This is a genomic window from Dyella sp. 01L423 (assembly GCF_056399945.1).
Genome location: NZ_JBFTSI010000007.1, coordinates 115,667 through 128,691 on the forward strand (window position 1 = coordinate 115,667; position 13,025 = coordinate 128,691).

9 protein-coding genes and 1 pseudogene are annotated in these 13,025 nt (G+C 64.3%); 3 read left to right on the plus strand and 7 right to left on the minus strand.

Going from position 1 to position 13,025, the window contains the following annotated elements:
- Positions 1–10 precede the first annotated feature (10 nt).
- Complete coding sequence (locus AC1DMY_RS17865; protein WP_477166215.1) at positions 11–694, plus strand: Pr6Pr family membrane protein; 684 nt, start codon at positions 11–13, stop codon at positions 692–694.
- Here AC1DMY_RS17865 and AC1DMY_RS17870 read toward each other — a convergent pair whose 3' ends face one another.
- Genes AC1DMY_RS17870 through AC1DMY_RS17880 form a run of 3 tightly spaced genes read right to left on the minus strand, consistent with a single transcriptional unit; the run spans position 695 to position 2,621 of the window.
- Positions 695–1,378 carry a glutathione S-transferase family protein gene (locus AC1DMY_RS17870; RefSeq protein WP_477166216.1) on the minus strand — a complete coding sequence of 228 codons (684 nt, stop codon included), beginning with the start codon at positions 1,376–1,378 and terminating at the stop codon, positions 695–697.
- Positions 1,379–1,398: 20 nt separating this feature from the next.
- Positions 1,399–1,701 (minus strand): cupin domain-containing protein, encoded by a 303-nt coding sequence (locus tag AC1DMY_RS17875; RefSeq protein WP_477166217.1) that lies wholly within the window; start codon positions 1,699–1,701, stop codon positions 1,399–1,401.
- Positions 1,701–2,621, minus strand: coding sequence for a DMT family transporter (locus AC1DMY_RS17880; RefSeq protein WP_477166218.1), 921 nt, complete (start codon positions 2,619–2,621; stop codon positions 1,701–1,703). Before AC1DMY_RS17880 ends, AC1DMY_RS17875 begins: the two co-directional genes overlap by 1 nt.
- Positions 2,622–2,728: 107 nt before the next feature.
- On the opposite strand from AC1DMY_RS17880, the gene AC1DMY_RS17885 reads away from it, so the two are divergent.
- Entirely contained in the window at positions 2,729–3,238 is a 510-nt protein-coding gene (locus AC1DMY_RS17885; RefSeq protein ID WP_477166219.1) for an Lrp/AsnC family transcriptional regulator, read from the plus strand.
- 122 nt (positions 3,239–3,360) lie between these two features.
- On the plus strand, positions 3,361–4,749 hold the full coding sequence (locus AC1DMY_RS17890; RefSeq protein ID WP_477166220.1) for a sensor domain-containing protein: 1,389 nt from the start codon (positions 3,361–3,363) through the stop codon (positions 4,747–4,749).
- A 104-nt stretch (positions 4,750–4,853) separates the two neighbouring features.
- Here AC1DMY_RS17890 and AC1DMY_RS17895 read toward each other — a convergent pair.
- The 4 genes and pseudogenes from AC1DMY_RS17895 to AC1DMY_RS17910 form a co-directional block, all read right to left on the minus strand.
- Positions 4,854–5,926: pseudogene (locus AC1DMY_RS17895) on the minus strand (acyltransferase family protein).
- Positions 5,923–8,223 carry a family 20 glycosylhydrolase gene (locus AC1DMY_RS17900; RefSeq protein ID WP_477166221.1) on the minus strand — a complete coding sequence of 767 codons (2,301 nt, stop codon included), beginning with the start codon at positions 8,221–8,223 and terminating at the stop codon, positions 5,923–5,925. The pseudogene AC1DMY_RS17895 and the gene AC1DMY_RS17900 overlap by 4 nt, the downstream one beginning before the upstream one ends.
- Before the next feature lie 21 nt (positions 8,224–8,244).
- The gene (locus AC1DMY_RS17905) at positions 8,245–10,077 is read right to left on the minus strand and encodes a glycoside hydrolase family 9 protein (RefSeq protein WP_477166222.1); all 1,833 of its coding nucleotides are present in this window, start codon (positions 10,075–10,077) and stop codon (positions 8,245–8,247) included.
- Positions 10,078–10,178: 101 nt separating this feature from the next.
- Positions 10,179–12,998 carry a TonB-dependent receptor gene (locus tag AC1DMY_RS17910; RefSeq protein ID WP_477166223.1) on the minus strand — a complete coding sequence of 940 codons (2,820 nt, stop codon included), beginning with the start codon at positions 12,996–12,998 and terminating at the stop codon, positions 10,179–10,181.
- Positions 12,999–13,025: the final 27 nt, after the last annotated feature.

Sequence of the window (13,025 nt, forward strand, 5' to 3'; positions counted from 1 at the left end):
GCCACGGCCCATGCGTCGCCCTGAGACCGATACCGTGACGCAGCCCTATCGCCCGCTCGCCCTGTGCGCTGCCCTGCTCGGCTGGTTCGGCCTGGCGCTACAGCTTTGGTTCTCGATCCGAATGACGCAGGGCAACGGCGGCACGGTGCTGGAAGGCGTGTGGCTGTTCCTTGGTTTCTACACCATTCTCTCCAACCTACTGGCGACCAGCGTATTGACGGCGGCGGCGTGGGGTTCGCGCAGCCGACTCGGCGTGTTCCTGTCGCGGCCCGGCGTGCAGACGGCGGCGGCGATGAGCATCGTGATCGTCAGCGCCATCTACAACCTGATGCTGCGCCAGTTGTGGAGCCCGTCGGGCTGGTTGCTGGTGGCGGATGTGATCGTGCACGACGCCATGCCCCTGCTGTATGTCGGCTACTGGTGGCTGGCGGTGCCCAAGGGCGGATTGCGCTGGTCGCAAGTGCTTGTGTGGCAGAGCTATCCCGCCGGGTATTTCTTCTACGTGCTGCTGCGCGGCGCGGCGAATGGCTGGTATCCCTATCCGTTCCTCGACGTGCGTGCGCTGGGTTATGTGCAGGTGCTGCTCGATGCGATCGGCGTGTTGGCGGCCTTCATCGTGGTCGCCTTGCTGCTGGTGGCCGCGGGTCGTTGGCAGGCGCGCCGGCAGCGGCATGCCGCCGCCGAAGTGGCCTGATCAGCCCGTTCGAAAGTCGTCGACCACGTCGCCGTACAAACGCGTTTCTGCCTCATGTGCGTGGTCGCGCCACGGCTCTGCGAGCGCGGCGGTGTACCACTGGCGCATCCCGTGCAGCGCGAGCATGCGCTGCACATATGCTGTCGCCGCACCCTCCGTTGCGATGCCATAGCTCTGAATGCGAAACACTACTGGCGCATAGAAGGCATCGACAGCGGTGAACGCTTCCCCCGCGAGGAAAGGACCGCCGAAGCGCGCCAGGCCTTCGTTCCACAATTCATTGATGCGCGCGATGTCGGCCTTCAGCGCGGCATCGACCGCATGCAGGCGCACGCGAACACCGCAACTCATGCCGCAGGCATTGCGCAGCGTGCTGAAACCCGCGTGCATTTCCGCCGAGGCGCAACGCGCCCAGGTGCGCGCGTCGCCGTTGGACGGCCAGACGCCCGCGTGGCGCTCGGCGAGATATTCCATGATGGCCAGCGAATCCCATACGACGGTATCGCCGTCATGCAGGCAGGGCACGCGTCCGTTCGGTGAGAATTGGCGAAAGGCGTCCCAGTTGGAGCCGTCGCCAAACACGCGAAGCTTCTCCTCGAACGGGATACCGAGCTGGCTCATCAAGAGCCAGGGACGCAACGACCACGACGAGTAATTCTTGTTGGCGATATAGAGCGTGGTCACGGCGGCTCCGGCAGCACTGATCAGGTGTCGATGATCAGCAGCGTACCGCGACTGCCGCCCTCCACACTGTGCGGCACGCCCGCAGGAACCACGTACAACTCGCCCGCTTCCACCCGCAGCAGCTCGCCGCGGATGCGCAGCACCATCACGCCGTCGAGCACGAGCAAGCCTTCGTCGTAATCGTGGCTTTCTTCGGGATAGGCCGCTTCGTCCATGCGCAATAGCTTCAGGCGGGCGTTGCCAAAGCTGGCGAGCACGCTTGAGGACCAGGCTTGCGGCAGCCGGGCGGCGACGTCGACCAGGCGGATCGGCGCCGCCTCCATCAGTGCTGCTTGGCCGGCGTGGCAGCCACCGGCGCACGTACCGGTGCGCGGCGGCGCGCATTGGCCAGCACCACACCACCCACGGTGATCACGCCGCCCACCAGGGTCAACAGCGTCGGCCGCTCGCCCAGCCAGACCCAACCGATCAGCACGGCGATCGGCGGCGAGAAATAGATGAAGCTGCTCACCTGCGATGCCGGGGCGCGCTGCAGGGCGGCGTTCCACGCGATATAGCCGATGAAAGTGGGCGCAATGCCCAACCACAGCAGCGCGCCGATATGCGATGCCGGCGCATGCATCAGTGCCTGCGGCAGGTGCAGGCCGAACGGCAGCGAGGCGAGAGCACCGACGAAGAAGGTGAAACCGGTGACGCCCAGCATGGTGTTGCGCGCGAACAGCGGCTTTTGCCACACGAAGAAGATCGAGCACGCCACCACGCTGACCAACACCAGGGCCGCCATGGGTTCGATCTTCACGTCCTTGCCGCTGGTCAGCACGACCACCACCACGCCCACCAGCGCGATGCCCAGTCCGGTCAGCGTGCGTGGCGACAGGCGTTCGCCCAGCCAGATCGCCGACAAGGCCGCCGTTGTCGCGGGCACAAGTGAGATCAAGATGGCGGCGGTACCGCTGGCTACGCGGGTTTCGGCCGTATTGAGGCACAAGTGGTACACGGTGAGGCCGATCACGCCGAGCAGCGTCAGTTGCGGCCAGTCGCGTCGGGCCGGCATCGGCACCTTTTTCACCACCAGCAGCGCGGCGAAACAGATCGCGCCGATGGCAAGGCGTGCCAAGGCCACCTCGCCCGGGGTGAACGAAGCCAGCGCATAGGCGATCGCGGCATAGGCCGACGACCAGGTAAGCAGCGCGATGCCGATAAAAACCAGCGCGCGCCCATCGAGGCGTTCCGGGGTGTGCATGGGCTTGATCCGGGTGGGGAATACTGCGCATCGTAAGTTTTGTCGTGCTGCGCTTGAATGATGAATCAGCGTAGGATGGTGATGTTTCGCCAACGAACGAAATGTCTATGAACGCAGTCACCTTTGAATCGAAACCAATCTGGGATGCCACGGATTGGTTGCTGCTGGAGGCCCTGCAGCAGGATGCCCGCCTGGGCTACGCCGAGCTGGGACGCAAGGTGAAACTCTCCCCACCGGCCGTGGCTGAGCGGGTGAAACGGCTGGAAGAGGCCGGCGTGATTTCCGGTTACCGCGCCGTGCTCAATCCCCGCAAGCTGGGCTATGAGATCGACGCCATGATCCGTCTGCGCTGCGATGGCGGCATCTGCGCCCGTGTAGGCGTGCTGGTGGCGGATATCCCCGAGGTGCTCGATTGCCGGCGACTGGCTGGCGAGGACTCGGCCCTGCTCCACGTGGTGGCCATGTCCATCCAGCACCTGGAAACCGTGCTGGACCGGCTGCTGAAGATCCACGCCAGCATCAGCACCACGACACTGGTGGTACTGCAGACCCCGCACGAAAACCGGCCGTTGACCCGCACGATGTGGAATGCTGGCCGCGCGCTGCTGGACGACTAGGGTCCGGCACCGGCGCGCACGGAGGAGGACGTTGGCGCCATGATCACCGCAGCGGCACGCATCTTGCCTGAGAGTGGCATACCGCCAGCTCCGAGCCAGCCCTAGCCTGCCGAACGCGTCCCATGGAACCCGACTTCCTCAACAAGATCATGGATCTCCTGTGGGATGCCATCTGTGTCGTGGACATGGAGGGGCGCTACGTCTTCGTCAGTGCGTCCTACGAGCGCATCTTTGGTTACAAGCCGGAGGAAGTGCTCGGCAAGCGCATGATCGAGCTGGTGCATCCGGACGACCGCCAGGCCACCATCGAGGTAGCCGCCGCCATCATGTCCGGCCAGCCGCAGTCGCACTTCCAGAACCGCTATATCCGTAAGGACGGCTCGGTGGTGCACATCATGTGGTCGGCACGCTGGTCCGAGGCCGACCAGGTGCGCATTGCCGTGGCGCGCGACATCACTGCGCTCAAGCGCGCCGAATCGATGACCGCCGCGCTGCACGCCATTTCCGAAGCGGCGCACACGGCGGACAACCTGCCGGCGCTGTATGAAGAAATTCACCGCATCGTCGGTGCGCTGCTGCGCGCCAACAATTTCTTCGTGGCGCTGTACGACCCCTTGCACGCCGAACTGAGCTTTCCGTATTTCGTCGACGAGCGCGACGAGGCGCCGCCGGCGCAAAGCATCGATTCGGGCACGCTGACCGCGCAACTGATCCGCACCGGGCAGGCCTTGCTGGTCACGCCTGGCGCGCCGACCGACCCATCGCTGCCGGTGATCGGCACCGATGCCTTGCACTGGCTGGGCGTGCCGCTGTGCTCGCAGGGCGCGGCAGTGGGCGCGCTGGTGGTGCAGAGTTATTCCGACGCGACGCGCTATACGGAAACCGACAAGGAACTGCTGCAATTTGTTTCCACCCAGGTCGCGGCGGCGATCGAACGCAAGCAGGCGGAGCAGCGGCTGCATCACATTGCGCGACACGATCCGCTGACCGACCTGGCCAACCGCGACCTGTTCCACCAGCAGTTCGAGGCGGCGCTGGAGAACGTGTCGCGCTTCGGCGGCAATCTCGCCCTGCTCTACATCGACCTGGACAAGTTCAAGCAAGTGAACGACCGCTACGGACACCACACCGGCGACCTGCTGCTGTGCGAAGTGGCACAGCGCATCCGTGGCCACTTGCGCGAAGGCGATGTGGTGGGTCGCATGGGTGGCGACGAATTCGTGGTGCTGCTGTGCCGCCTGCAGTCGGTGGCCGACAGCATCCAGGTGGCGGAAAAACTGCGGGCCGCGATCAACCTGCCATTCCAGCTGGCGGATCGCACGCTGCACGCATCGACCAGCGTGGGCGTGGCGACTTATCCGCGGCACGGGCACACCTCACGCGACCTCACCCGCGCGGCCGACGCGGCGATGTATCAGGTAAAGAAAGAGGGCGGCAACCGCGTGCGCGTGGCGTTGCCAAACGATCTGCCTGAAGACGGCGAGCTCACCAGCGCCGGCTCACCGCGTTGAGATGTTACGGCCATACGTTTGTGGGAGCGCACCCTGTGCGCGACAACCTGACGGAGCGAGGACGACGAGGCGCCTGTCGCGCACAGGGTGCGCTCCCACAGTATTCAAAGCTTGAGGTAGATCTTCTTGCGATCCATCGCGTAGACGATCACCCACCACACCGCGACGAACACGATGGCAAAAGCCAACGAAGCCACGTTCGGCCCGGCCAGCGGGCTGATCCAGCCGGCGAACGCCCGCTGGTAAAGCGGACCCTGGATGCCAAGGCCCAGCAGCAGGATCTGCATCAGCTCCGAACCGCCATAGGCCGTCACGGCATTCACGCCAAAGCGTCGCCCGATGGCCGGCCAACCGCGCTGGTCGATCAATACATGGAACAGCACCAGCGCGAGCGTGGCCCAACCCGCCGTCCATAAAACGAACGACGAGCTCCACAGATTCTTGTTGAGCGGAAACACCAGCGACCAGGCGAAGCCGAGCACGCACCACGCGATGCCGGCCAACGTCAGCGCCTTGATGTTTTTCTCGCGCAACACTGGCCGGCACGCAGGCCGAGCAGGCTGGTGGCGAGCGAAGGAAGGGAGCCCAGCAGGCCTTCCGGATCATGGCCTCGACCACTGACAGGGTCGATCAGATAGACGGTGTGGCCGAAGAGGGCGAAGTCGGTGCGGCTGACGATGTTGACGAAGGGTTCCAGCGAACCTCCCGCCAGCAGCAACGCCCAATAGCCCAGCAGAAGCACGGCGATGGTGATCCATTGCAGGCGCGGCTTGAGATAAATCGCGAACGCTGCCGCCCCCGCGAAACACACGCCAATGCGCTGCAAGACGCCAGGAAAGCGCAGATGCGCCTGCGGCATGATCCACCATGCCAGCAGGTTGATGGCCACGCCGAGCAGCAGGATGCGAAGGCCGCGCATCAGCGCCGCGCGCATCAGCCGACCCTTGTCGGCGCCCTGCTCCACCCGTGGACCGATGGCGAGCGCAATGGAGACGCCGACCACGAACAGGAAGAACGGAAACACCAGGTCGGTCGGCGTGCAACCGTGCCACTGCGCGTGCTCCAGCGGCCAGTACACGTGATCCCAATCACCCGGATCGTTCACCAACAACATCAGCGCGACCGTACATCCGCGCAACGCATCGACCGAAGCTAAACGACGAAGCGTATCCCTCATGGCGCCGATTGGTCTGCCGGCACCAGGGTAACCGCGCCCACGCCGTAAATCGGCCCCGTGATCGGCGAGGTGAACACTAGGCACAGGTCGTGCGTGCCTGCCTGCTTGACCAGGGCGCCCTTCAGGGTAAACGTGGCCGGCTGATCGGTGGGCAACGGCAGCGAGGCAAGCGGCTTGCCCTTGCAGCTGTCCATGTGCACCACCAGTTCGCCCTGCGGCGTGGCCGACGGGTACGCCTTGACCAGCTTGGCCTCATGCGCCAACGCATAGTTGCGCGGCAAGCTGGCGGTCTCCACGCGGATGGCGGCAATATCGTCGAGCTTGGCCGCGCGATACATGCGGCAGTTGTCGAACACATTGATCAGATACGTGGGCGCCATGCTGGTGGCATCGGGCGTGGGCTGCACGCGCAGGCGGAAGTCGCTGCCCGGACAGTTCTCCAGCTCGCCGGTGCTGCGCGTGCGCAGCGAGGGCAGATCAAGCACGCGCGTGCGTGCGTCAGCCAGCGGCGTGCCATCAGCGGCCAGCGCCACGGCCTTGATGGTGGTGGGCAGCTTCACCGTGAAGGGACGCACATACAGCGGCGAGGACGCATCCGGCTCACGGCCATCGATGGTGTAGTGCACGCTGCCGTACTTGGCCTGGTTCGACAACTTCACGCTGGCCTGGCCGCTGCTGATGGCGGCATTGCGATCGGTGTCGATGGACGCCGCGAACGCGCTGTCCGCGTACGCGACGTCCTGCATGCGATAGCGCGCCAACTGGGACGGCATGCGCTCGAGGAAGCCGTGCCAGTCGTGTTCCTTCGCCGGCGTCCACGCCGCCTCGGACAACGCGGCGATGCGCGGGAAGACATTGTGCTGAACATGCCGCATCGTCGGCATGTGCTCGGTCCATAGATTGGCCTGCATGCCGAGCACATGTTTCGCCTGCGCGGCGCTCAGCGCCTTGGGCACCGCCTCGAAATCGTAATAGCTCTGCAGCGACATCGACGGCAGGCGGCCGGTGGTCTCGTCCGGAAGATCGCTCTGCATCTGGTCGAGATACAGCTGCGGCGCCGGCGACAACACCACATCGTGGCCAAGCTTCGCCGCATCGATGGCGCCCTGCGTGCCGCGCCATGACATCACCGTGGCGCTTGCGGGCACGCCGCCTTCGAGGATTTCGTCCCAGCCGATCAGGCGGCGATCATGAGCGGTGAGGTACTTGCCCATCTGATCAATGAACCAGCTCTGCATCGCGTCTTCGCTCTTGATGCCCAGCGCCTTCATGCGCGCCTGCACGGCGGCAGACGCCTTCCACTGGTCTTTCACCGCTTCGTCGCCGCCCACATGGATATAGGTGGACGGGAACAAGGCCATCACTTCGTCGAGCACGTTCTGCAGGAACTGCAAGGTGTGATCGTCGACGTTGTAGAGGTAGGGATTCACGCCCCAGTCCACCGACACCGGCGGTCGCGTGCCGGTGACGCCAAGTTCCGGATACGAGGCGACCGCTGCCTGCGCGTGGCCTGGCATGTCGAGCTCGGGCACCACCGTGATATGCCGCTCGGCGGCATAGGCCACGATGGCCTTGATGTCGTCCTGCGTATAGAAGCCGCCGTAGCGTGGCGGCTGGGCCTGCTTGCCGAGCGTGGGCGGCGTGCGCCAGGCGCCGATGCGGGTGAGTTCGGGGTAACGCTTGATCTCGATGCGCCAACCCTGGTCATCCGTGAGATGCCAGTGCAGCGTATTGAGCTTGTGCTGCGCCATCTGGTCGATGACGGTGCGCACTTCGGCCGGCGTCCAGAAATGACGCGCGGAGTCCAGCATCATGCCGCGCCATGCGAAGCGCGGTTCGTCGCGAATATGCACAGGCTCCACGCGCACGTCGCCGGTGCCCTGCGATGGCGTCATCAGCTGCCATGCGGTGATGGCGCCGTAGAACAGGCCGGCTTCGTCGCGCGCAGTGATGCGGATGCCTTGCGGCGTCACGTCCAGTGTATAGCCTTCCGCGTTGGCGACCGGCGCCTGCGGATCACGCTTGAGCACAATGGCGCCGTCGCCGGGCGCACCTGCTTTCACGGCGAGCTGCAAGTGGCGCGTGTGGGCCGTGAGCGAGGCGAGATACTCGGCCGTGCGGCGAGCGTCCGCATCAGCGCTGTCGACGACGATGGATGTCTGCGGCGTCACGGTGAAACCTTGACCACTCACGCTCAGCTGCGCCGGCATCGGGATCAGGTTCACCGGCGCGGCGGCATGGGCGAGGGCCGTGAGTCCGCCCAGGGCGAGGGCCAGCACGTAGGATGTTTTCTTCATGGTTCGTCTCGTCATGTGACGTCAATCATGGGGAAGGCTGATGGCGAACAGATACCACGCATCGTGCGGAATCCACTGTTCGGTCCAGCGCCAGTCTTCGTCCTTGCCGGTCTGGGCATAGCCGAGGTCGAATGCGATGCCCTCGTCGTCGGTCAGGCCAGAGGTGATGCCGTTGATGATCGCACCCGGCGCATTGGTGTAGGCGTACGAATCGAAGAACATGTACGGCGCGTTGTTGTGCCCGCTGCCCATCAGCATGCTGCTGTCGTACGGGTTGCGGCCGAGGATCCAGTGCAGCTGGTTCCAGGCGTAGGTTTGCAACTTCTCTCGGAAGGCTTTGTCGCCTGCATTGGTGTATAGCGGTGCCGCCATGCGCGCTGCCGCTGCCAGCGAAGCGATGCGCGCATTCTCACCCTGCCACCACGGCGCGGCTTCGGTGTCGTGCGGGAAGAAGAACGCCGTGCGCACGCGGCCATCGCCGCCACGCACCAGCTGTCGCGCATAACCGAACGGATTGCTGACCTCGGCCGTGACAGCCAGCTCGGCCTCGAGCGAACGCTTCACCACGTCGCGCACCTTGGCCTGTCCCTTCGCATCGGCGATGCCGGCGTATTCCACCAAGGCCACGACGGGCAGGCCGGCGTCCGAGGGATGGAAGAACGGGCGCGAGCCGTCGTCGGCGCGCCAGTAGTCGCGATGGCCGCCGTGCGTGATCAAACGCGCCAGCAAACGATCCGCCCGTGCATCCGCGGCCTTGCGCCATGTCTCGTCATGCGTCGTGCGATACAGCTCCACGGCGGCGACCAAGGCGCAGTAGTCGTCGGTGATGTTGTCCTTGCCGTCGTTGGTCAGCTCGCGATTGTGAGCATCGAGGAAACGGTAGGCATCTTCGGCAGCCTTGAGATAATCCTTCGCGGTGAAATCGCCATCTACGCCGGTGCGCGCAGCCAGCGCGAGAGTGGCAATGGCCATGCCGCCACCGGCGCGGAAGCTCGCCTCGTACGCATGCGGGCCATGGGCCGGCTGATCGACACGTTCGGTGTGATCGCCCGGCTTCAGCTTGATCTGGGTACGCCAATTCGGATCGCCGACGCGGCGATCCTGCGGCAGCTTGCCTGGACCGGGAGCATCGATGGATTGGTAGAACGAACCGTCGGGACGCTTGTCGCGCACGAGGAAATCGGCGCCGAACAGGCCTTCGTCTAGCAGGCGACGGTCGTACTCGCGGAAATTCTTGTCGTTGCGTGCTTCCAGCTGCTGCCAGGTGCGCAACAGGCTCCAGGCGGCGAGCGGCAACTGCTGGGTATTGAAGTAGCTGGTCGGATTCTGGTGCGACAGGTGAATGCCGTAGTCGCCGGTGGCGTCGTACCAGCCGCCGTGAATATCGATGGTGCCGGCACTGCCGTCCGGATGCGGCAGATGCGTATCGGCCTTGTCCAGCAAGCCGCTGGAGCGTTGGCCCTTGAAGTAATAGACCACGTTGGAGAGCGTGTTCCGCTCGAGCACGTTGTCCTGGATGGCGAAAGTCGACGAGCGTGTCTCGTGCCCGTTCTGCGCGACGTCCAGGTAATAGCGTCCCGGCGTGCGCACGCTGCTGAAATCGGCGACCGCATAGCTGCCGCTCCAGCGCGCCACATCTGTCGGCGTGGAAAGCGTGCCCTCGGTGACCACCTTGCCGGAGTCGGCGTCCACGACGTGGAACGTCTGCGGCGAAGCGCCGGAGGCATCCATCACGATGGCCTGCTTGACCGCGCCGGTGTCGTAACCGACCTGGTCGACCAGTACCTTTCCTTCCGACGCCAGCGCACCCTGTGCAACCAGCATCGTGAAGACCATCGCAAGACGTTGCTTCATGCCGTCGGCTCCCGCAGGTTCTTGGAACGAATCTCGAAGCCCCGAAGAAAAATCGGGCCCGGCAAGTGTGCCGGGCCCGTTGGCGGGGAGGAAGCCTTAAATTAGATCTTGAAGCGAAGGTTTACGTAGTACTGGCGGCCATTCACGTAGAACGCGTAGGGCTGCTTGCCGTACTTGTCGCTGAGCGTGTAGTACTTCAGCTTGGGGTTGTTGAGGTTCATGGCGTCCAGGTTGAGCGACATCCACGAGTTGATGTTGTAGCCGAACGAGGCCGCCAGGTTGCCGATGCCGTCCTGGTAGAACGTATCGGTACGGCTCACGCCGGCGTAGAACGACGAACGGTAGGTGTAGCTGATGCGGGCGTTGAACATCTGGTTTTCGAAGTAACCGGAGACGTTGAACGTGTTCTTCGAGGTGCCCTGCAACGGCTGGCCGTTCTCCGCCGAACCGCTGGCGTAGGTGTAGTTGGTCTGCACGCCGAAGTTGTCGCCGATCGGCTGGATGTAGTTCAACTCCACGCCCTTGACGTGACCGTCGACGTTGGTCGGCACGCTGACCTGGTACGTCGCGAACACATCGCGGCCGGCCGTGTTGCTGGCCTGCTGGTCCTTGAACTGGATGTTCTGGTTGCCGAAGTTGATGTAGTCGCTCAGCTGCATGTCATACACGCCGGCCGACACCAGGCCACGCGGAGCGAAATACCACTCCAGCGCCGCGTCGAAGTTGGTCGAGATGAGCGGCTTCAGCTGCGGGTTGCCGCCGGTGCCGGTGTGCGTCAGGTCATCCAGCGAGTACGAACCGGCCAGTGCCGAGTAGTCCGGACGGGTCATGGTCTGCGAGGCGGCGAAGCGTGCCAGCAGGTCGTCGGTCAGGTTGAACTTGAAATTGAAGCTCGGCAGCAGCTTGTCGTAGCTGTGCTTGTAGGTGTTGGTGTAGTAGTTGCCGAAGGCCGAACCGGTGATCGGGCCGGCGGTGGTGAAGTCGGACACCGAGCTGGAGTTGTAGTTGATGTCTTCCTTGGTATAGACGTAACGGAAGCCCGCGTTGGCGCTCCAGCGTTCGCCGGAGAAGTTCGCCTGCAGGTAGGCAGCCGTGTCCTTCTCGTTGACCTTGTAGATGTTCTGCCAGTTGAAGCGCGTCACCGGATCACGGTTGGCGAACTTCGCATTGAACGCGGCCAGGTCACCCGGGCTGTAATACCAGGCCGGACCGGGGCCATTCACGCCCAGATCGCTGTTGAAGCTGCCCGGATAGTTCTTCCAGCTGGTCGGATAATTGGCGGGATTCTGCCAGTCGCCGGTCGGACCCTGACCGATGTCGGTCTTGTTCTCGCGGGTGTGATCGGAATAGCGAACGCCGAAGTCGAGCGTGCTCAGCGAGATCGGCGAGCTGTCGAAGGCGTATTCGCCGTCGGCCTGGAAGAAGTTTTCCTTGTCCTTCACGTGGATGTTCTGGTCGCCGAAGATCCAGCCCGCGGACGGGACGATGCCCGACGGCGTGGTGTTGTCGCCGCCGATCGACCAGTTGGTCGGATTGCCGGTGCCGCGCATGCCCCAGCCCGCGCCTGCGCCCAGGCCGAAGCCCAGCTCGCTGACGTTCTGCTCGTCGCTGTTGCCCTTGCCCTGGGTGGTGCCGACCTGGCCGGTGAAGGTCAGATGATCGGTGGCGCGCCATTCGGCATCAAGCGTGGTGAACGCGGAAGACGACGAAGCGCCCGGACGCGAGATCTGGTCGTACACGCCGTAGGGCGTGTCTTTGCAGAGGATGGCCGGCGAGGTGGGGGTGGCGGGCGTGCAGACGTCAGTCGCCGACGGCTTGCCGAAGTTCGCATTGGTGAGGACGTTGCCCTTCACCTGATAACCCGGCTGCAGCTGTGCGCCACTGGCGACGAACTTGCTCGTCCACAGCATGTAGTTGCGGTTGAAGTTGTCCGCTTCCAGCTTCGAGTAGAAGCTGTCCAGGTTCAGCGTCAGGTTGTCGAGCGGCTTCCATTCGATGTCGATGGTGCCGCCCTTGCGGGTGCGCGTCTGCGTGAACAGGGTCTGGCCGACCAGGTTCGGATAGTACTTGCCGGCCAGCTCCGGATGCGCCACGGCAATCGGATCGCTCGCGCCGATCTGACCGTAACCGCCCACGATTTCCTGGCCGTCGCGCTGCAGGCTGCGCTTTTCATAGAAGCCCTGCGCCATCACACCGAAGGTGTTGTCGTTGTTCTTCCAGTTGACCAGGCCGTTGAACTGCGGCTTGGTGTCGCCCGGCAGGTCGGCGTACACGCCGCCCACGGCGGCCTGCGCGGTGAACGACTGCGCGAACTGAAGCGGCTTGCGCGTGGTGATGTCCACGGTGCCGGCACTGCCGCCTTCCTGCAGCTTGGCTTCGGAGGTCTTGTGCACGGTGACTTCGCTGACGATTTCCGCCGGCAGCAGGGTGTAGCTCACGCTGCGGCCCACGGTCTGCACCTGGCTCAGCACGAACCAGTCGCCGGTGCCCACGGTGTGGCCGTTGACGAGCGTCTGGGTCATGCTCGGGTTGGTACCGCGCAGGCTGACGCGATCGTTTTCGTCGAAGCCGCCTTCGCTGGCGCTGGACGAGCTGATGTTGATACCGGGCAGGCGCTGCAGCGTGTCGGCCACGTTCTTGGCCGGCAGCTTGCCGATGTCTTCGGCGGTGATCACTTCGATATGCGAATCAGCGGCCTTCTTCAGGTTCAGCGATTCGGCTTCCGAATCGCGGATACCGACCACGGTGACCGTGCCAAGCTCTTTGGCCTTGGCCTTTTCGGCGGCGGTCTGTGCATTGTCCTGGCCCGTCGCGGCGGGGCCTGACTGCGGCGCAGGCGTGTTGTCGGCGGCATAAAGCGAACCGGACAGACAGAGTCCGGCGATGATGCTGGCGGCTAGCAGAGTCTTGCGGTGTGACATGGTGTCCTCCCCTCGAAGGCGTTTTCT